This window comes from Spiroplasma endosymbiont of Anurida maritima (assembly GCF_042465095.1).
Classification (GTDB): domain Bacteria; phylum Bacillota_I; class Bacilli_A; order Mycoplasmatales; family Mycoplasmataceae.
In genome coordinates this window covers 580,014-601,696 of record NZ_CP102059.1, presented here as the reverse complement: position 1 = coordinate 601,696, position 21,683 = coordinate 580,014, and the positions used below count along the sequence as shown (strand labels likewise).

The 21,683-nt window shown below is 27.1% G+C and carries 17 protein-coding genes; 3 read left to right on the top strand and 14 right to left on the bottom strand.

Annotated elements, in window-relative coordinates; translation table 4 throughout:
* Positions 1–28: 28 nt before the first annotated feature.
* The 11 genes from NPX79_RS02835 to sufC form a co-directional block, all read right to left on the bottom strand.
* Positions 29–1,759, bottom strand: a complete 1,731-nt coding sequence (locus NPX79_RS02835; RefSeq protein WP_381414927.1) for an amidase family protein — start codon at positions 1,757–1,759, stop codon at positions 29–31.
* Positions 1,752–3,764: an NAD-dependent DNA ligase LigA gene (gene ligA / locus NPX79_RS02830; protein ID WP_381414926.1), complete on the bottom strand. Its 2,013-nt coding sequence runs from the start codon at positions 3,762–3,764 to the stop codon at positions 1,752–1,754. Before ligA ends, NPX79_RS02835 begins: the two co-directional genes overlap by 8 nt.
* A 90-nt stretch (positions 3,765–3,854) precedes the next feature.
* A complete protein-coding gene (locus NPX79_RS02825) occupies positions 3,855–4,340 on the bottom strand; it encodes a PTS glucose transporter subunit IIA (RefSeq protein WP_381414925.1) in 486 nt (161 codons plus the stop codon).
* A gap of 34 nt (positions 4,341–4,374) precedes the next feature.
* Positions 4,375–6,108 carry a phosphoenolpyruvate--protein phosphotransferase gene (gene ptsP / locus NPX79_RS02820; protein ID WP_381414924.1) on the bottom strand — a complete coding sequence of 578 codons (1,734 nt, stop codon included), beginning with the start codon at positions 6,106–6,108 and terminating at the stop codon, positions 4,375–4,377.
* A gap of 115 nt (positions 6,109–6,223) precedes the next feature.
* Positions 6,224–6,910 carry a 50S ribosomal protein L1 gene (gene rplA, locus NPX79_RS02815; protein ID WP_381414923.1) on the bottom strand — a complete coding sequence of 229 codons (687 nt, stop codon included), beginning with the start codon at positions 6,908–6,910 and terminating at the stop codon, positions 6,224–6,226.
* Positions 6,910–7,332: a 50S ribosomal protein L11 gene (rplK, locus tag NPX79_RS02810; protein ID WP_381414922.1), complete on the bottom strand. Its 423-nt coding sequence runs from the start codon at positions 7,330–7,332 to the stop codon at positions 6,910–6,912. Before rplK ends, rplA begins: the two co-directional genes overlap by 1 nt.
* A 118-nt stretch (positions 7,333–7,450) precedes the next feature.
* Positions 7,451–8,863 carry a Fe-S cluster assembly protein SufB gene (sufB, locus tag NPX79_RS02805; protein WP_381414921.1) on the bottom strand — a complete coding sequence of 471 codons (1,413 nt, stop codon included), beginning with the start codon at positions 8,861–8,863 and terminating at the stop codon, positions 7,451–7,453.
* Complete coding sequence (gene sufU / locus NPX79_RS02800) at positions 8,856–9,296, bottom strand: Fe-S cluster assembly sulfur transfer protein SufU (RefSeq protein ID WP_381414920.1); 441 nt, start codon at positions 9,294–9,296, stop codon at positions 8,856–8,858. The genes sufB and sufU overlap by 8 nt, the downstream gene beginning before the upstream one ends.
* Entirely contained in the window at positions 9,296–10,519 is a 1,224-nt protein-coding gene (locus NPX79_RS02795; protein ID WP_381414919.1) for an aminotransferase class V-fold PLP-dependent enzyme, read from the bottom strand. The genes sufU and NPX79_RS02795 overlap by 1 nt, the downstream gene beginning before the upstream one ends.
* Positions 10,520–10,521: 2 nt before the next feature.
* Positions 10,522–11,304, bottom strand: a complete 783-nt coding sequence (locus NPX79_RS02790) for a SufD family Fe-S cluster assembly protein (RefSeq protein WP_381414918.1) — start codon at positions 11,302–11,304, stop codon at positions 10,522–10,524.
* A 2-nt stretch (positions 11,305–11,306) separates the two neighbouring features.
* A complete protein-coding gene (gene sufC / locus NPX79_RS02785; RefSeq protein WP_381414917.1) occupies positions 11,307–12,068 on the bottom strand; it encodes a Fe-S cluster assembly ATPase SufC in 762 nt (253 codons plus the stop codon).
* 167 nt (positions 12,069–12,235) lie between these two features.
* Between sufC and NPX79_RS02780 the strand changes: the two genes are divergently transcribed.
* The 3 genes from NPX79_RS02780 to NPX79_RS02770 all read left to right on the top strand — a co-directional run bounded on the left by NPX79_RS02780 (position 12,236) and on the right by NPX79_RS02770 (position 16,794).
* Complete coding sequence (locus tag NPX79_RS02780; RefSeq protein ID WP_381414916.1) at positions 12,236–14,437, top strand: lipoprotein; 2,202 nt, start codon at positions 12,236–12,238, stop codon at positions 14,435–14,437.
* An 11-nt stretch (positions 14,438–14,448) separates the two neighbouring features.
* Positions 14,449–16,164: a lipoprotein gene (locus NPX79_RS02775; RefSeq protein WP_381414915.1), complete on the top strand. Its 1,716-nt coding sequence runs from the start codon at positions 14,449–14,451 to the stop codon at positions 16,162–16,164.
* 231 nt (positions 16,165–16,395) lie between these two features.
* On the top strand, positions 16,396–16,794 hold the full coding sequence (locus NPX79_RS02770) for an HIT family protein (protein WP_381414914.1): 399 nt from the start codon (positions 16,396–16,398) through the stop codon (positions 16,792–16,794).
* Between the two features lie 24 nt (positions 16,795–16,818).
* Here the strand turns inward: NPX79_RS02770 and NPX79_RS02765 are convergent, their stop codons facing one another.
* From NPX79_RS02765 to NPX79_RS02755, 3 genes are read right to left on the bottom strand one after another with little or no spacing between them, the layout of a single operon-like run.
* The gene (locus NPX79_RS02765; RefSeq protein WP_381414913.1) at positions 16,819–17,445 is read right to left on the bottom strand and encodes a 4Fe-4S single cluster domain-containing protein; all 627 of its coding nucleotides are present in this window, start codon (positions 17,443–17,445) and stop codon (positions 16,819–16,821) included.
* 11 nt (positions 17,446–17,456) lie between these two features.
* Positions 17,457–19,307: an AAA family ATPase gene (locus NPX79_RS02760; protein ID WP_381414912.1), complete on the bottom strand. Its 1,851-nt coding sequence runs from the start codon at positions 19,305–19,307 to the stop codon at positions 17,457–17,459.
* 11 nt (positions 19,308–19,318) lie between these two features.
* Positions 19,319–20,170 carry a hypothetical protein gene (locus NPX79_RS02755; RefSeq protein ID WP_381414911.1) on the bottom strand — a complete coding sequence of 284 codons (852 nt, stop codon included), beginning with the start codon at positions 20,168–20,170 and terminating at the stop codon, positions 19,319–19,321.
* Positions 20,171–21,683: the final 1,513 nt, after the last annotated feature.

Here is a 21,683-nt window from a genome sequence, read left to right as displayed (position 1 = left end):
TTTAACATATTTTTTTTCTGGTTCTAAATTAATTATTGATTCTAGTAAAAAANCTAGCATTTAATAATTTTTGATCTTGTAATTTTGGTGTATTAACATTTATCCCTAAAGGTAATTTATTAATAAAACCTAACGGCAATGTTAAAGATGGATTACCAGCAAAATTCGAAATAATTAAAATATCATTGTGGATTTGTTCTAAAACCTCTTTAGACATTTGTCGCTCTAAAACATCTTGAATTTTTGGAGCCACAGTATTGTTTGGTGGTAATAATAAAACATCATACTCTTTAAAAATATTTTCTAAGTGATTTACAATTAATTTTCTTACCTTTTTGGCCTTTAAAAACAATAAATTTTGATTATCGCGAGCCAATGAATAAGCACCAATTGTATAACGTCTTTTAACAGTATCACCAAAACCAGCACTACGCGTGTTTTTCATAACCATTTGATAATTGTCCCCTGTTTTACGATCACCAAAGGCAATACCATTTAAATTAGAGTGCATACTCACAGCTTCTGCAAATGAAATAATCATATAAACAGGTGTGATTGCTTTTAATAATTCTGTTGGAAAATTTACAAACTTTACTTCTAAATTTTGTTGATGCATTTTTGCAAATAAATCATCATATAATCTTTTTGCATTATCATCTAACTTGTCATAAACTTCTTTAATAAAAGCAAATTTATATTCTTTAGCTTTATCTTTATCTAAATTTGCAAAAAAGTTTTTTTCATTTGTTGAAACACTTGTTGCATCTTTATTATCCACTTTTACCAATTTATCCAAAACAATTGCAGCGTCAACAATTGATCTTGTAAAAAAACCAACAGTATCTAAAGATGGCGCATAAGGAATACAACCATAACGTGAAATAATTCCATATGTAGGTTTAATCCCAACAATACCCGTTAAACTAGCAGGTTTTCTAATTGAATCACCAGTATCAGACCCTAAAGCAAACGGAACAACACCAGCTGCAACTAATGCCGCTGACCCTGATGATGATCCCCCAGTTATTCTTGTGTTGTCTCAAGGATTTAATACATGGCCTGTATTAGCAAATAGACCAGAACCCCCCATTCCCAATTCATCTAATGTTGTTTTACCCATTAAAATAGTGTCTTTGTTTTTTAACAACTCAGTTGCTGTTGATTCATATGTTGGAACAAAATCTTTTAAAATATTAGAGCTGGCTGTAGTTAAAATGTTTTTTGTACAAAAATTATCTTTCGCATAATAAGGAATTCCATATAAATAATCCCCTACACCAGGTTTTTTTAAATCTAATTTCTTAGCTAAATCTAAAGCTTCTTTTTCCAAATTAGTAACCGTCGCATTTAAAACGGTAAACTCTTTATAACGAGCAAAAGCATCTTTAACGATATCATAAATTTTTAATTCACCATTTATAATTTTTTGATGCAACTCTCTTATCGAATATTTTTCAATCATTAACCCACCACCNTTATTTATTATTATAAAATTGTTTTCCTCTTCTGGAACATTACTAAATATTTCTTCAACAGTTGCACTATCCACAAAGTTGTCATCTCTTAAATAATTTTGTGTATATTCAAAAGGAAAATGCATAGGCTCTACATCTTTTGTATTTATTTCTGAAATAATATCCATTTGAGACAAAATTACATCAAAATCTTCACTTAATTTTGTTAGTGATTCTTTATTGTTAAATTCTAATAATATATCGTCCATTAGGTTTTTTAAATGATTCTGCAATAATTTACTCATTGTTGTTATCCTCCATTAATTTAATAAATTCTTCTTCATTAATTATTTTAATATTTAATTTTTTGGCTTTTGTCAATTTGCTTCCAGCATCATTTCCAGCAAGTAAATAGTCTGTGTTTTTAGAAATGGAACTAGAAATATCTCCATTGTTTTGGAGAATTAAATCTTCATAGTGTTTTCGAGAGTTTGCTAACTTACCAGTAATAACAAATTTCTTATTATTTATTTTATTATTTAAAACTCCAGTTAACTTTCTTTTATTATATAACATATTAATCTTTTGTTCTTTTAAACTTTTAATTAAATTTAAATTAAGTTCATTGTTAAAGTAATCTACAATAGATTGAGCCACAACATTACCGATGTCATAAATTCCAGTTAGATCATCTTTTTTAATATAAAATAACTCTTCAATGCTTTCAAACTTTTCCATTAAAATTTGTGCAGTTTTTTTNCCAACATTTTTTATTCCTAAAGCAAATAACAACTTATCAGCACTATTTTGTTTAGCATTATTTATTGAAAAAATTAAGTTAGCAAAAGACTTTTCACCAAAATTATCTAATTCAATTATAATATCCTTTTTTGCTTCAAGCGTAAAAATATCTAATAAAGAACTAATAATTTTATTTTCAATAAACTTTTCTAATGTTTTTTCACTTAAACCTTCAATATTCATAGCATTTCTCGACACAAAGTGTTCAAATAAGCGCAATTGTTTTATTGGGCAAAGTTCATTTAAACAAAATTGATCTACCTCTGTTAATTTGTTTAACACAGTTTCACAAGATGGACATTTATCAATACCTGAATATTCCACACTTTTAAGTGGTCTTTTGTCTAAATTTACATTTAAAACTTCTGGAATAATATCTCCAGCTTTATGAATAAAAACTGTATCATTTATTCTAATATCCTTTAGTTTAATTAACTCTAAATTATGTAAAGTTGATGCACGCACAACACTCCCCATTATGTTTGTTGGTTCTAACTTAGCATTATAAGTTATCTTACCGGTTCTTCCCACTGTTGGAAAAATGTCCAAAATTTTAGCTTCTTTTAATTCTGCTGGAAATTTATATGCGATGGCTCACTTAGGATGTTTGGATGTTTTTCCAATTGTTTCATATAAATTATAATCATTTACTTTTATGACAATTCCATCTATTTCGTATGGAAAACTATTACGTTTATCAAGTAAATACTCGACATACTCAATAACTTTATCAATATTTTTACAAACTTTTGATTCAGGATTTACACTAAAATTATTTTTACCTAAAAAATCAAGCAAATCCGATTGCTTAGTAAGTGTTTTAGATTCTAATATTGATGGTGAATAATAAATAAATGCTTTTAAATTACGAGATTTTGTAATTTTAGAATCTAATTGCCTAATTGCTCCAGAAGCAGTATTACGCGGATTTAAAAATAAATCTAAACCTTGTTCTTCTCTTGTTTTATTTAAAGAATTAAAAGTATTTTTATCAATAAATAATTCTCCCCTTATTATGTTGTCACCCACATTAGCTTTGAGAGGAATATCTCTAATTGTTTTTATATTATTTGTTACAAGTTCACCTTCAGTACCATTACCACGAGTAATTGCCTTGGTTAAAATATTATTTTCATAAACAAGCGAAATTGAAACACCATCAATTTTTAATTCACAAATATATTCAACTTCTTTTAAATCTGTTGCTTTTAATATTTGTGAATTAAACGTTAATAAATCTTCTTTATTAAAAGCGTTTGCTAAGCTCAACATTGGAAAACTGTGTTGTTCTTTTGAAAACTTTTCCACAGCACTTCCCCCAACTCTATTTGTTGGTGAATCAATTGTTCTATATTCTGGATATTTATTTTCTAAAAGAATAAGTTCTTTTAATAAACTATCAAAAAATGCATCAGACACTTCTGATGTATTTTCCTTATAGTAAAGATCACTATAATAATTAATTTGTTTACATAAATTTTCAATTTTTATTCTTATTTCTTTACTCATGAAAATAACCTCTAGTATAATTGTAATCTTTTTTCTAAAAAAAAATAAAAAAAGCCCAAAAGGCTTTAATTTAGTAAAATAATTTATTTATTAAGCATTAATAACAGCGACGATTTCCCCTTGTTTTACATCTCCTGTTTTTAATAACTCAAATGAACGGTTTTCCATTGAANNTTTTTTTAAGAAAATAATAGCTGAAGCTGTTTTTGTTCCAGTTTTTTCAATGTAATCTAAATCTACATCACAAAGTTTATCACTTTCACTAACAACATCATCAATTTTTGTTAATATTTCAAATCCTTTACCTTCTAAAGAAACAGTATCAATTCCAACATGTAATAAAATTTCAACTCCTGTTTGATGTTTTATTCCATAAGCGTGCCCTGTTGGGAAAACTGTAACTAATTTTCCTTCAACTGGTGTTACAAAATTACCTTTAGCTGGTAAAATACCAAATCCATCACCTAACATTCCTTCTGAAAATACTTCATCAGGAATTTCACTTAATTTTATTACTTTTCCATCTACTGGTGCATAAATATTAATTTTTTTTACTTTTTTTGAAAATAAACCCATTTTCTGTTCCCCCTATTAGTTGTTTGTTAGTTTGTTATTTTTTTATTTTGTTAATTAATTCTTTAACATGGTTAACAACTTCATCGCTTGTTGCACAAGTTAAAGCTGTTTTTACTAATTTTTCAGCTTCTTTAGTATCAATATTACTAATTAAACTTCTAGCTTCTAAAACACTAGTTGCTGACATTGAAAAGTAATCAAGCTTCATTCCCATTAATAAAGGAATTGCTAATTCTTCTCCAGCCATTTCTCCACACATACCAACTCATTTACCTTCGCTGTGAGCACTCTCAACAACATTTTGGATTAAGTTTAGTATTGCTGGGTTATATGGTTGATATAAATAAGCTACATGTTCATTCATACGATCTGCTGCGAAAGTATATTGAATTAAATCATTTGTTCCGATTGAAAAGAAATCAGCATGTTTTGCAAATTGTTTTGCCATAATTGCAGCTGAGGGAATTTCAATCATCATTCCAACTTGAATGTCATCACTAACTTTAATGTTTTTTGCAATAAGGTTTGCTTTTTCTTCCATTAAAATTTTCTTAGCTTGTAAAAATTCTTCAATTGTTGCAATCATTGGAAACATGATTGCTAATTTACCATGAACAGATGCTCTTAATAAAGCTCTAAGTTGTGTTCTAAAAATATCTTCACGTTCTAAACAAAATCTAATCGCTCTAAATCCTAAAAATGGATTCATTTCTTCTGGGAATTTGAAATAAGATAGTTTTTTATCTCCCCCAATATCCAAAGTTCTAATAACAACCATTTTATTATCCATAGCTTTTATAACTTTGCTATAAGCATCATATTGTTCATTTTCTGTTGGGAAGTTATCGTTATCCATGTATAAGAATTCACTTCTAAATAGACCAATTCCCTCAGCTCCATTTTCTAATGCATTTTCCACATCATTTGGAGAACCAATGTTAGCTTCTAAAACAAATTTATCATAACCATCTTTTGAAATTGTTGGTTTGTTTTTAAATTCACGTAATTTAATTTGTTTTTCATAAAAATCTTTTTGTTTTTTTGCTCAAGAAGTTTTTAAATTTTTATTTGGATTAATAATTATTTCTCCAGAAATTCCGTCAATAATAACATCATCTTTATGTTTTACTTTTTTAGTAATATTTTTTAAACCTAGTACTGCTGGAATTTCTAAACTACGAGCCATAATTGCAGCATGAGATGTTCTTCCACCCATATCACAAGCAAATCCTTTAACAAATTTTGGATTTAATTGTGCAGTTTGTGATGGTGTTAAATCTTCAGCCACAATCACAACTTCTTCGTTAATTGTTGCTAAATCAATAATATCTAATCCTTGAATATGGTGAATTAAACGATTACAAACATCGCGAACATCAGCTGAACGTTCTTTAAAGTACTCATCATCCATTTGACTAAACATAATTGCATATTTTTCAAAAACATCAAAGACAGCTTTAGCTACGTTAATATTTTTTGTATTTATTAAGTTAACAATTTCTGTTTTCATAGCAGGATCTGTCAATATTTGTCCGTGCGCTACAAAAATTTCGGCTTTGTCTGGTCCTAACTTTTCCAAAGCAATTTCTTTTAATTGATTTATATCTTTTTTTNNAGATTTTTCAATTGAAGTTTCTAAGAGTGCTAATTCTGCTTTTGTATCAGTTATTTTATCTTCATTAATAACTAGTTTTTCTTCTTTTAAAAGAAAAACTTTAGCGATTGCAATCCCTTTACTAGCCCCAATTCCTTTTAATTCATTAATCATTATTATTCCCCTTTATTTGGATTATAACATTTATTTTTATTAACAACGTTATATCATTTTATAATCAAACAAAAAAAGATTAACTATTCATTAATCTATTTTTTTTATAAAATTCTTAAATATCAATTTCAACCTTAATACCAGGACCCATAGTTGTTGATAATGAAACATTTTTCATATAACGACCTTTTACAGCTGCTGGTTTAGCTTTTCTAATAACATCAAAAATTACATTATAATTTTCTTCTAATTTTTTAGAAGTAAATGATGATTTACCAATAATAGCATGGATGTTACCATTTTTATCTACACGGTATTCAACTTTACCTTTTTTAATATCTTCAACTGCTTTTTTAACGTCCATTGTAACAGTTCCAGTTTTTGGGTTAGGCATTAAACCTTTTGGTCCTAAAATTTTACCAATTTTACCTAATTCTCCCATGATATCTGGTGTTGCAACAATAACATCAAAGTCAAATCAATTATCTTTTTTTATTTTTTCAATTAAGTCTTTTCCACCAACGAAATCTGCTTTTGCAGCTTTTGCATCAGCATCTTTTGAGTTAGTTAAAACTAAAACTTTTTGAGTTCTTCCAGTTCCGTTTGGTAAAACAACAGCCCCACGAATTTGTTGGTCTGCATGTCTTGGATCTACATTTAAATTAAATGAAAGTTCCACTGTTGAATCAAATTTAGTTGTAGAAGTTTTTTTAACAAGGTCAAGCGCTTCTGTAATTTGATATGTTTTATTTTTATCAAATAGTTTTGCAACTTCTTGATATTTTTTTCCAAATTTAGCCATTATTGCTTATCTCCTTTTTCAACTTCTATTCCCATATTTTTAGCTGTTCCTGCAATAATTTTCATTGCACCTTCAACTGTAATTGCGTTTAAGTCTTGCATTTTATATTCTGCTATTTCTCTTAATTGTTTTTCAGTCACTTTTCCTGCTTTTTCTAATTTAGCATTTTGTGAACCTTTTTCAATTCCAGCTGCTTTTTTAAGCATGATTGCTGCTGGTGTTGTTTTTAATTCAAATTTAAAGCTTTTGTCATCAAAAGCTGTAATAACAACAGGTACTACATCACCTGCACGTTCTTTTGTTGCATCGTTAAATTGCACACAAAATTGCGGCATGTTAATTCCTAAAGATGCTAATTCAGCACCAGGTTTAGCTTTTCCAGCCATAAACTCTAATTTTGCTATTCTTGTAATTTTAGCCACGAGTATATCCTCCTTCTCGCTGTGGTCAAACGAATTTCTTCTACCACATTTAAGCAATAAATTGCCTCACTTATTTTAACATAAATAAAAAATAAAACATTATATTGTTTTATTTTTTTTAACCAACACTACCTTCCATGTCTAATTTAATAAGTTGATTTAGTTCAATAGCATATTCCATTGGTAATTCTCTTGTAAATGGTTCTAAAAATCCCATAACAATTATTTCCATAGCTTGTTCTTCTGATAAACCACGAGACATTAAATAAAACATTTGTTCATCTGAAACCTTTGAAACAGTTGCTTCATGTTCAATTTTTGATTGATTATTTAAAACTTTATTTTTAGGTATTGTATCAGAGTGCGATTGACCATCAAGAATTAAAGTATCACACTCTACTCTAGCTTTAGAATTAACAGCGTTTTCTCCAATATAAACTAATCCTCGATAATTAACAGTTCCTCCATTAAATGTCATAGATTTTGAAATTATTTTTGAAGATGTTTCTTTACCAAGATGAATCATTTTAGCACCTGCATCTTGATATACATTTTCTTTAGCTACAGCAATTGAAATACATTGCCCTTTACTTCTATCACCCTTCAAGATACAAGAAGGATATTTCATGTTAACGCGTGATCCAATATTTCCATCAATTCATTCCATAGAACCATTTTCTTCAACAATAGCTCTTTTTGTAACTAAGTTTAAAACATTATCACTTCAATTTTGAACAGTTGTGTACTTCATTTTAGCGTTTTTACCTACAAATATTTCTACAACAGCTGCATGCAAAGAATCTTCACTGTATTCTGGAGCTGTACAACCTTCAATGTAGTGTAAGTCAGCATCATCATCTACAATGATTAAAGTTCTTTCGAATTGGCCTGAATTTTTAAAGTTCATTCTAAAATAAGCTTGTAATGGTTTATCTAATTTAACACCCTTAGGTACGTAAATAAATGAACCACCAGATCACACAGCACTATTAAGGGCTGCATATTTGTTATCATTATTTTCAACTAATTGCCCAAAATATTTTTTAAATAATTCAGGATATTGTTTTAAAGCTTCATCACAATCTAAAAATATAACCCCTTGTTTTTTTGCTTCTTCTAACATACTTCCGTATACTGGCATGCTATCATATTGTGCTTTTATTCCTGCTAAAAAATCTCTTTCAGCTTGAGGGATACCCAATCTTTCAAAAGTGTTTTTAATTTTATCTGGCACGTCATCTCAAGTTTTTGCTTGTTTGTCTGTTGCTTTTACAAAATATGTATATTCGTCAAAATTTATAAAATTTAAGTCTGGACCTCATTTTGGATTTGGAATTTTTTTAAAATTTTTAAAAGAATCTAAACGAAAATCTAACATTCATTTAGGTTCTTTTTTATATTTTGAAATTTCTTTTATAACGTTTTCAGAAATACCTTTACCAGAGTTATAAAATGAAATATCACCATCAGTAAATCCGTATTTGTATTTAGAAATTTCTTTAATTTGTTTATCTTGTTTTAATTTATCCATTTAGATTTCCTCCATTTATTAATTTTAATAATCCATTAATTCCAATTTGTGCACAATTAAGTCTTTGTGGTTGTTTATACACATTTTGAAATACCAACAATTCTTTTAATAAGTCAATATTATATTCCTTCTCGGTCAACATATTTTTATACTCATCAATAATTTTGTTAGCTTCTTCAAAACTTTTGTTTTCAATGCTATTTATCATAATGTCTAATGAAGCTGTTGAAATAGAACAACCTTGACCTTCAAAGTTAATATCTAGAATAATATTATCTTTAGCTTTTAGTTCAATTTGAAAGTTATCCATGCAAGTATCTGATTTTTGATAAACCAATTGGTAATCTTTATCATTTTTCAATCCTTGATTGTTTGGTGTTGCATAGTGTTCAATAATTATTTGCCTTTGAAAAAACGGATCTTGAAAATTCATTAAAAAATGTCTCCTAAATAGTCGTTCTCATTTTTAATTGCATCAACCAATATATCTACATCTTCTTTTGAAGAATATAAAGCAAAACTAGCTCGTATCATTTTTTCATCCCCAATACGATTTTTCAAGATTTTAGCACAATGCTCTCCACTTCTCATTACAATATTGTTAATGTGGCCTAAATGCGATGTTGCATCATGTGAGTTTACACCTTTTATGCTAAAAACCAAAGTTGTTCCATGAGCATTTTTATTGTGAATTATTACTTTTTCTTTTAAAACTGTTTCAAATTTTTTGATGGCATAGTTTCTAATTTCACTTTCATGTTTATATATATTTTCCACACCAATTTTCATCATGTATTTTAAAGCAGCATTTAAACCGAAAATACCAGCAACATTTGGTGTTCCACCTTCAAGGTTGTGAGGAAAATTCTTTGCTTCATATGACAATGAATTTACACAAACATTGTTTCCCATGCTACCACCTAATAATATTGGTTTTATTTTTGTTATTAAGTTTTCTTTTACTCACAAAACACCAATCCCTGTTGGGCCATATATTTTATGACCAGAAAACACTAAAAAATCAATATCTCAATCTTGTACATCAATAATTGCATGCCCAGCTGATTGAGCTGCATCAATTCCAATAATGATATCTTTAGAAATGGACCTAATTTTTTTGACTATCTTTTTAATATTATTTTGGTACCCAAACACATTAGTAATATGTGCAATTGATACAAATTTAGTGTTTTTATTTACAACATTTTCAATGCTATTTATATCAATTTCATTGTCTTTATATTCCAAGTATTTTATGTTAGCTTTTTTTTGTTTTACCATTTCATATCAAGGTAGAATGTTTGCAGCATGCTCATGATATGTTAAAACAATCTCATCATCTGCTGATAATAAATCAACAAGACCTAACGCCATTTGATTAATAGAAAAAGTTGTACCTGGAGTAAATATTATTTCTTTGACATTTTTAGCATTTATTAATTTTTGCGTCAATGTTCTAGTTTCCTCAATAATAGAGTTTGTTTTATAACCAATTTTACTATCAAAATTATGAGGGTTTGTAGAATAATTGGTGTAGTAATCTAATACAGCTTCAATAACAACATTGGGCTTTAAACAAGTTGCTGCACTATCTAAATAAACTCAATTTTTGTTTTTATTAAAAAACGGAAAGTCCTTTTTATAATTAACACTCATAGTTATAACTTCCTCTCAATATTTTTTATTATTTCTTCTTTAATGTTTTTAAACTTTATACTGTTTAGAACTTCATTAAAATAACCCATACAAATAAGTTTTTTAGCCTCATTATCATTTAAACCTCTAGCATTTAAATAAAATAGTTCATTTTTATCAATATTACCAACAGCATTAGCGTGGCTAGCTTCAATATCGTTTTCATTTATCAATAAAATTGGATCTGAATAAGCTTTTGCGGTTTTGTCAAAAACTAATAATCGCAACTCTTGATGCGCTTGTGATTTTTTCATTCCTTGTTCAATTGCACTTGTACAAGAAAGTTCTTGCACAGAATAATCTTTGGCAATTGAAAATGTTTTTACATTACTAAATGTTCGTTTATTTTTATGACTAGATAAAATAATATCTTTTTTTAGTTGTTTGCCAAAAGACAAAGAAGAACCAACATAATTAATTTTTGATAATGCACCAAGTAAATTTAAATTATGATTTATTGTTGATGATGACTCATTTAAATTTAGGAAAAAAGCATTAATATTTGTTTTTGTTTGTAAGTTAAAATTTAAAGTTAAATTTTGTTCTGTTTTAGATGTTAATATATTAACTAAATTAAAATTTTGATTTTCTTTAAAATTAAAATTAATTTTATTAGCTTCACTAAAATCGATAAAATTTACAACAGTTTCGTTATCGCTAATGTCTTCAAAAATAACATCAATGCTTTCCTTACCATTTAAATAGTTAACTTTTTTTATGTCTTCTTGTTTTACATATATTTTCATAACTATTTACCTTTTTTATCAATTCCTTGATAAATTCACTCGTATCCTTGGTCATTAATTTTTGTAACAATTTCAATTCCACCAGAATGAACAATTTTACCATCTACTATTACATGAGCATGTGTTGGTTTAATAGTTTTAAAAAGTCGATCGTAGTGAGAAACAATAATTGCTGAAAATTTATTATCTTTAATTTTATTGTTTATTTCGTTACTAACTATATTTAGAGCATCAACATCTAACCCTGAGTCTATTTCATCAATTAAAGATATTCATGGATTTAACAAATTCATTTGAAGTATTTCATTTTTCTTTTTTTCTCCACCAGAAAAACCTGTATTTAAATACCTTTTAATCATTGTTGAATCAATTTTTAATTTACTTGTTTCTACATTAACACTATTATATAGTTCAACTAATTTAACAGGTTCTTCTCTATGTGCATTTATTATAGCTCTTAAAAAATCAAGGTTTTGAACACCTGGAATTTGAACTGGGTTTTGCATAGCAAAGAAGATTCCCAATTTACTTCTTTCATCGGTTGGCAACTCTAAAATAGATTCATTATTTACTTTTATATCCCCTTTTGTAATTGTGTAATCTGGGTGTCCCATAATCACAGAAAGCAATGTTGACTTTCCATTTCCATTTGGCCCCATTAAAGCATGAATTTCACCTTCATTAACTGTAAGATTAACTCCTTTTAAAATTTCCACGTCCTCAACACTAGCATGTAAATTAATAATCTCTATTTTATTCTTCATATATCCTCCATAATATAAATATTTTAACATTTAATAATAGATATAAATAATAAATAAAACAATATAAATTGTTATAAATATAAAATAAATTGTTGTACAATGTTATTATAGTCCCGTATTGCTAAATGAAATATGGTTAAATTAATAATTAAAAGGAGCAAAAAAATATGAAAAAACTTCTATCTATTTTAGGAAGTATCATCATAACTGGAACAACAGCTGCAACAGTTGTAGCTTGTGCTAAAGATACTGAAGAAGATAAACATGAAAATGCACTAGGAAATAGTGTTTGAGCATTTCTGCCAGGAATTGGTGAAGGATTAGAAATTGATTCTGCAGACGTTTGAAATCAAATAGCAACGCCATTTGTAGATATTGGTTCTGGGGAGTTTTCAAATAACCCAGAAGATTGAAGTGGTCCAATTAGAAGAAAAATGGCAATTCAAATATTGCAAATTTTTAACGTTGCTATTTTAGCAAACAGCGACAAAATGTTAGAAGAAGTTGATGAAGCTAAATTAGCATCATTGCTAAATGTTGCAGATTATCGTGATTTAAAAAGTTTACTAAGTAATGAATGAAATAATTTAAAAAGAATTACTGATACTAAAATTGATAGTAAAAAAGAAGAATTTAAAGATGCTCATGGTAAAAAATGAGAAGACGAATATAAAGAATGATTAGAAAATAATTATGGAGACGTTACTGGAGCTTCTGGAGATGCTAAATATAAAATTGAAGAAAATAATTTTAGAGCAGCCATTATGGTTTCAGGAGATGAAGGTGGAACAAGCGCTACTTCATTGTTAACAAATGTTTTACTTAGAGATAACATGAGATCTTATGATTCTTCATCTAATTCATTAATTACTGGTTATTTACGTGAATTTTTTGCTCACATTAAAAGTGGTAATGAAGCAAGTGAATGAAGAAAAGGAAATCAAGATAGTCGTATAAAATTAGCTAGTGGATTTGCTTTTAGTTATGAAGAAGCAAATAAATGAGGTAATGGTTTTGATAATTTATCATCATTAGATATTGATAAGAGTATAGAAAATTTAGCAACAAAACTTGAAGGTTATGAAACAGCTGAAGCTTTCTTAACTTCTAATAAATTTTATGCAGCTCCTGAAATTGATGCAAAAACAAAAAAAGTTAAATATTCTTCAATTGATAAACAACAATATCAATTATCTATGTTTCAAAAATATTCATTAGAAACATGATTTAAAAACGAAAAACCATTAGCTATTTCTAAAATTAGTTATAACTTTAAAGATTCATCAACAGCATTTGATGGTGGAATTACTTTGGATGATTTTGAAGAATCAATGCAAACAAAGTTTAATAAAGATATTAAAAAGTTTAACAGTACAAATAACTGAGAAACTATTTACTATGAAGCTGACGGAACAAAAACAACTGAATCTGAGTTGTTAACTCTTAACTCAACTTCTGGTGGTGGTGAAGGAGAAGAATCTGGTGGATATACAAATATCTTAAAAGCGAATGTTTATGATTCTTTAAGTAAAACTGGCGAAGCAATGCCAGGCGATCAATCAATTGAAAAAATTATCCCAGAAATTAATAGATCAACTGGAAGTAACTTTTATAAAAAATATCAATTTGGTTCAGACATCCCTGGTGGTGGAAAAGATAGCGTTATTGTTTATGTAGATACTGACGGTTTACACGTATTACACATTGATGGATCTGAAACTGGTTTATTATCAAAAATTGATGGAACAAGTCAAAATAAAATCAAAGATTACAACAATCAATGACAATTTGATACAACAGGTTTCCACCAAAACTTTTATAAAGATTCTAAAAATAAAGAAAATCAAGTAAAAGCTGATTCACAACTTAATTCCCAGTTCAAAAATACTGGTTATCTACAATATTTAGTTAACAGATCAAAAGCAAATACACAAAGTACAAGTAGAACTAAGTGAGAAGTAATGGATGCTGTTAATAATTATGCTGTGTTAAACAATAGTTCTTCTGGAACAAATAACGAAATGTGATTCTGAACATATAAGTTCTTTGATAACTTTTATGGAAACATGTTGCAAAAAGATGATTGAATTAAGCAATTTTTAGGATTTAAAAACCAAGATGGTGAATTGACTGAACCAACATGATTCATTCAAACATTATCAGCGGCTGAAAGTTACATTACTAACAATGGTGTTACAAACTTTCAACAAAATATGAGTAGTGAAAACGATACAATCGCAGCATATGAAGAAGCATGAAACATGCCATTATTAATTGATATTGACGCAGTATTAGAACAAATAACAGATACAAGTGATGTAAAGAATTCAGTTTGATTCTGAAATGTAATTACAGACTATAATTTATAAGGAGATTTAAAATGAAAAAATTATTAAGTATTTTAGGTTCTTTAACCTTTATAACTTCAACGGCTGTTACAGTTGTTGCTTGTACAGCAGAATTTTCACGTTTTACTTCCCCTAGTATCGCGGATGAAATTAAAAAATGAATTATTGCTGAAATTAACGGAAATGCAGATTATGTAAACTATACTTTTAATGACATTTTTACAAATGAAGATTTAAAAACATTAGCTTTAAGGTTAATCGATACAGCAATTTCTGACAATTATTATTCAAGAGAAGAAATTAACCGTGCCCGTTTAACTGGTGCTGATATAAATAACGAAGACTTTTTAAAGGCAATTAAAAATCAAATGCAAAACTACGCTTATACAATTGCAAGTGATAACTTATATACAAGTTATGAAGCAAGCAGAGCTAAAAACCAATCATTAGAAAATGAAATTGCTAAAATTGGATATGCACCAAACTATCAAACTGAAGGATGATATGTTACAGGTGTTACATCAGATTATTTAAAAGATTCTTATAACTTTGAAGATATTTACAATAAATCTAAAAAAGAACTAAAAGAAACTGGAAGTGTATTTGAAATTAAATCTAATCAAACATCATCTGTTTATAAAGATTATGAACTTTTAACAAGTGAACAACAAAAAATAGCTTTAAGAACAAGATTTGATGAGTTTTACAAACATGAAGTTATGACTGAGGTTTTAGATAACCTAATTGTTACAACAAACCTAAGAATGAACCAAGTTAAAAGAATTAAACTTGAAGATAAACAACAATTAGCAATTAATAAAACTGGTATTTTCTTTAATAATGCTCAGTCTTGAGAAACAACAAGTGCTGATTTATGAAAAACTAACGTTAAAATGGTTTGAGAAGTTGATTTACCAAAAACTGAACTAAAAGATAAATTAGCTCCAGTTTACAAAGATATTAATGCAAAAGCAACACACGCAACTGACGGAGATTTAACTAACCCTACTAGTGCTGTTTATGATGCTTTAGACGATATCTTTAAAGTTTATAACAGTACTGAACCAAATCCTAATAAATCAGGTGGAGGAAAAGATCCAATCTTTAACCTTGGTGGATTTAAAGGATTTGTTGGATTTAAAAAATCAGATCAATCTATTTTTACAAACTTTGAAGGTGGAGAACAATACAAAGATAAATTAGCTGGTGTTGAAAAAGCCGGATTATTAAAAGCTACTGAAAACAGTAACGAAGATGCATATATCTTCTCTGATCAATCTGGTAGTCGTGGAAAATCAGTATTCGTATTACCTATTTACATGATTGACTTAATGAGTAATGTCTTTTATAACTATGAACAAGAACCAGTAACAGATTCTAATAAATTATCATTAAAATACATGGGTTCTGGTGGAATTACCGAAGATTTAGGCCAACAATGAACAGACGCTCGTTCAGATGATTCTCTTCAATGATTGAGACAAAAAGAAGGAAACATGGGTGTTTATGATAAAGATGGTAACGTCTTATATGATGAAAACGGAAACCAAGTTGGTGGTGTTGAAAAACACATGAAAAATAATTTATTAAAATGAATTGAAAAAACTTTCTCATCAGGTCATGAAGATTTAGTTATGTCAGCTAAAAGTAGATTATATTCAAGTGCCTTTGGAAACAACTTAGAAAACTTATTTGCACAATCTTTATACGATGATTTAGTTTCTTACATTAAATCAGACGATGAATAATAATTAGCATTTTGAAAATATTAACAATTTTGGTATAATAAGGGTGGAAGTAGATAATACTATTCCGAATTGTATGTTAAAAAATATTATTAGATAGCTAAAGTTTATATATTAGCGTTATTAAATAATAAAATGAATTATTTAAAGGGAACAATTTCCCTTTTTTTATTTGTTTTAAGCTTTAAATATAAGTTATAATAGTATTAATATATATCAAATAAAGGAGAAAATATGGATTGTTTATTTTGTAAAATAATTAATAAAGAAATTCCAAGTAAAGTAGTGTATGAAGATGATAATGTTTTAGGTTTTTTAGATATTAGCCCTGTTTCAACCGGACATACATTAATAATCCCAAAAACACATTCTAGTGCTTTAAGTGATGGAAATGACAATGATATAAGTAAAATGTTGAGAGCTGCTAAAAAAGTAAGTAACAAGATTTATGATAAGTTTAAAGCTGATGGAATTAACTTTTTAATTAATGAAAAAGCTCCAGCAGGTCAAGTTGTCTTTCACTTGCATTTGCATATTATTCCAAAATATCTTGATAAAGGTGGTTTTATTTTAGGTAAAAAAGTTGAAGAAAACCAAGACTTAGAAGCAATTCATAAAACACTAATTTCTTAAAAATTAAATAAAAAAAACAATAAATTACTTTTTATTGTTTTTTTTATGTTCTTCTCACATTTTTATTAAATTGTTATTTTCTGGATAAAGGTGCGCCCCATCTCCATTAATGCTAACAACATTATCTTCTATACTAAACTCCCCTTCAATTGTGCTTTGTTCAAAATAAGGGTTATTCTCATAAACATCAGATAGTTTTCAAATACGCTGGTTAGTAGACCCTACTAGTCGACGCGATTTATCTAGTTTATTGATCATAAATGGCCCATCAATTAAGATATCTAAACTTTCAATTATTTTAGGATATTTCTCTTTAATATTTTCATATAAATATCCTGAAAAAACGATTGTTGTTAGTCCAATTGATTTGCATAAAAACAATAATTCTTCTAGTGCTTTAGGTTGAATTAATGGTTCTCCCCCTAAAACTGTTATTCCTTCAATATTAAAACGTTCCTTAGCATCAACTATAGCCTTAAAAAGCTCTGAAACCGGTCTAACAGTCTTTTTAATTAAAGGAATCATTTCTTGATTACTACAACCAAAACAATTGATTACACACCCTTGTAATCATATAGCAAAACGATTTCCGGGCCCTTCAATATTTGTTGATGAAACAAACTTATTGTAATTTATTAAATTATTTTCCATAGTGTATATTATTAATTATATGAAATAATCGCTTGACCATTTGCTTGCATTTCAAAATTAATAACCCCTCCTTTTGTAAATTTTTCTGAATTTTCAAAAACAAATAAACTTAAAGGATCCATAATATGTTGTTCAATTGAGTTTAAAATATCTCGTCCACCTTTTTTAATATCAACCGATTTTAAAATAGTTATGAATAAGTTTTTAGTTTTTTCTTTATTTGATAAATTTAAGTTTAATTTAACATCATATTTTTCTTCAATAACTTCAATTATTGGTTTTAATTTTAAAGCTATTAATTTTACTTTTAAATTATCATCTGCAATAAAATTAAAAGGAACAATGTTGTTACCAATTCTACCAAGTAATTCAGGTCGATTTAATTGATTACGAAAGTGATCTTCCACAGCATAAATGAATTCATTGTATATTTGGTCTGAAGAAAGTTTTTCACTTACCTGACCAGCCCCAATGTTTGATGTAAAAATGATAAAAGTTTCAGAAAAGTTAACAGTTTGACCTTTATTATCAGTTAAACGTCCATCTTCTAATATTTGTAAAAATTTATCTAAAATTCTTGGATGAGCTTTTTCAATTTCATCAAATAACAATACTGAAAATGGCTTTTCTTTAACAGCATTCGTTAACTGTCCACCCTCTTCAAAACCTACATAACCAGGAGGAGCTCCAATTAATTTTTGATCACTTGCCTCTTGGCTGTATTCAGACATATCAAATCTAATGCAATTTTTTTCATCACCAAATAAAAATTTAGCAAGAGCTTTTGCAAGTTCTGTTTTACCAACACCGGTTGGACCTACAAAAAATAAACTACCTTTTGGTTTTGATTTATTTTTTGAGTGATGAATACCTGATAAACCAGTAAAAGCTTTATAAATAACATTTTTAACTTTTTTAATAGCATTATCTTGGCCTATAACACGTGATTTTAATTCTTCTTCAAGTTTTGACAAGCGATTTTTATCTAGTATTTCTCAAGGTGATATATTATCTCCATGTAAATATAAATTTATTAATGAATTAAATGTGCGATTTTTAATGTCAATATTAGATTGAATTTGTGTGAATTTGATAAAATGATACATTTCTTTTAAACTTCAACCTTCAAAACGATCGTTTATTTCTTGAAATATAAAAGGATTATTTTTAAAATCATCTGTCACGTTTAAATAATGACCATTCTTTAGTAAAAAGGCTTTTCGTTCATCACGATCAGGATTTGTAAGTGTAACTGAAGTAACATCTGGATTACCAACATATAAACTTGTTGGTAGTTTACTAATATTTTTAGTAATTAAAATTATTGTAGATTCCAAGTTACGCGTTCTTGTTTCATCAAATTTAAAATCACGTAAAGTTTTTGTTAAAGCTAATAAATTAACTCTTTCATCTTCAGCTAAACTTTGTTCATTTGAAAATAAATAATCCGAAACATCTATTATAAAACCAATTTTTTTATCTTTATTTTCTAACATATTCATATTAACTACAGCTAAAAATTCGGCTAAACTTTTAAATATTTTTTCTTCTGTTTTTTTCTCTTTTTCTATTCCAAAGTCACCTAAGTCATAAGTTTCACCTTGTTTTTGAGTTGTGTTTTTTTCATCTTCTTTTAATAAAACTAAATTATCAACTTCGCCCCCAGTTAAACCATCAATATTATTTCAATAAAAAACATCATCATAGTTTTTCTGAACAAATTCTTCTCGAATAACTTCTTTTAAAAAAGTATATTCTCCTGTTTTAGCTTGAAAATTATCAGCAATATTACCATCGATAATAATACATCTTTTGATTCCAATATTGTTACTAATTTTATTTATGTTTGATTTTGAACTCATATCACACCTCTTTATTGATTATTTTTATTAGAATTAGGTTTATGACCCATTTTTGCAGCCTTTTTAATTCGATCAGGATTAAAGTAGACTTTCTTTTGCTCTGTTGACAAAGAAACATCATACATTGTTAATCTTTCTAAAAAAGGTTCTGAATCAATATCATGATCATGCCCTTCATAACCTTCAAACTTATAATTAAATCTTCCATCTAAATATACAGTAAATATTGCTTCTTCTCCTGTAACTTTTTGAGAAAATAGAATTACTTTATCTTCACCATTTTCTTTAATATGACGAATATTATTTGGATTAACAATAAACCCTCTTTCTTTAATTGACGCAATGATCTTACGAATAGAATCTCTTCGAGCAGCTTCATCGACTTGAGTAAATATTTTTTTTGTTTCAAATTCAATTTGTTTTTCATTAAATTGTTCTTTTGAAAGTGTATTTTTTGAAATTTGTAATTTTTTGAAATTATCAATTACATTATTATAAACTTCTTTTTCTTCACTAATTTCTTCTAGAGAACTTGATAAGTATATATTTGTATTATTATTTTCTTTTTTGAATAAATCAAAAACAAGGTTTTTGATTTCTGCCTTTTCTTTATTTAACAAATTATGTCTATTTTTATTGAAAAAATCTTTTACAATATTTTTAGTTTTGTTTTCACTAAAGTTAGCAATTAAATCGTCTTCTACTTTGTTAATATCAAAACTTTTTTCATCCATAGCTTTTATTTTATCTTCAAAAGCATTTTTAATTACTTCTTCTTTTAAATTAAGAGCCTTAATGTTAATTTCTGCAATTTCTCTAGCATATTTATTTAAACGACCATTAATAATTTTTGCCTCTTCCACTGGAATATGTTTTTTTTTCTAAAATATCNNCTTTAAAAGCACATTGTTTTCAATATCTTGATCCATTTGTAAAATTGGTTCTAATAATTTTTGAATTTGAGCTACACAATCGTCTTTACCACCGTTTATTTTCAATGCATCTTCTAACATTTTTTTTATTTCTTCAATTGATCTTTTAACAATAGAAGATAAACGTGACATTTTGGCACGGTAATTTTCTAAAACTGTTTCAATACTCATACTCATAATAAATACCTCTATCTTTAATTAAATCTTAGTAATTTTTTCATACTCTGATTTATAGCTAATAGCTATTTCTTTAGTATTATTGTTACTGTTATTTTTATGTGTCTTTAAAAATAAATTTTCATTTATAAAATTTAAAGCATTCTTATATATTTTATATGATTTTACCTTTTTATTGCCCAATTCGCCAACTAAATTATATATATCTTCATATTCAGATATTGCATATGTTGTCTTAATTTTATTTATGATGTAATTTCTTAACATTGATGCTGCATTGTCAAAAAGACAAGCATCAAGTTCTTTCTTAAAAATTAAATCAAATTGTTCTGTAATATTCAGGTTTTTAATTTTAAAAATAGAAATATAGTTATTTTCATATTTAAACAAAACTTTATTTAACAAAATAATGTTTTCCGGCAAACCTTTAGATTTAAAATCATTAAGAAGTTCATCGTAAATTGAATATATTTTTTCAAAAACTTTATTTTTTACATTATTTATCACATTATTTATTTCAAAATCTTTAAAAGCTGTAAAGATATCTAATAAAAAGTGCCCTAAATGACTTATTTTTTTATCAGCAACATTTGTCATAATATAAAATTGTTCATTACTATTAATATCTAATATTTTATTATAAACAAAATGATTTTGTGCCAAGTCACTTAAAATAGTTTTTGCAAAATTTAATTTAGGTGACCTTCAGCATCTAACTAAAATTTCTTTAGGAAGTTCCCCATCCATTAAAGCTAAGGCTTTAGTAAACTGTAAAATATCTTTTGTTGATTGAAAATTATTTTCATATGTATTTTCAATGATTCTTAAAAAATCATTTAATTCTAGTGTGTTGTCTGTTCTTAAAATATTAATTGTTTTATATATTTTGGTTTCTTTTGAATATGTTTTAACATAATACTCATTAACTTTAGTTTTAATAATATATTTATAATCTTCATTTTTTAAATAAAATGTTTCAATATACTTTTCTCACTCATATAAAACTTTGTTGTCTGTTTGAAAACCTTCTTGATCTAAAAGCATAAAAACTTGACGCAAGTAATTATTGTTGTTGTTATCTATAAAATCTAAGATAAATGTTTTTGCAAATTCATTATATGTATTCTTATCATTAGTATTTATTTTTTCTAAAAATTTATTTTTATTTTCATTAAAACTATCAACAATTTCTTCATAAAAGTCTTTTAAAGTTAAAGTGTTTATTTTGTTTATAGCAAATAAATTATGCTCCTCATTTATAACTAAA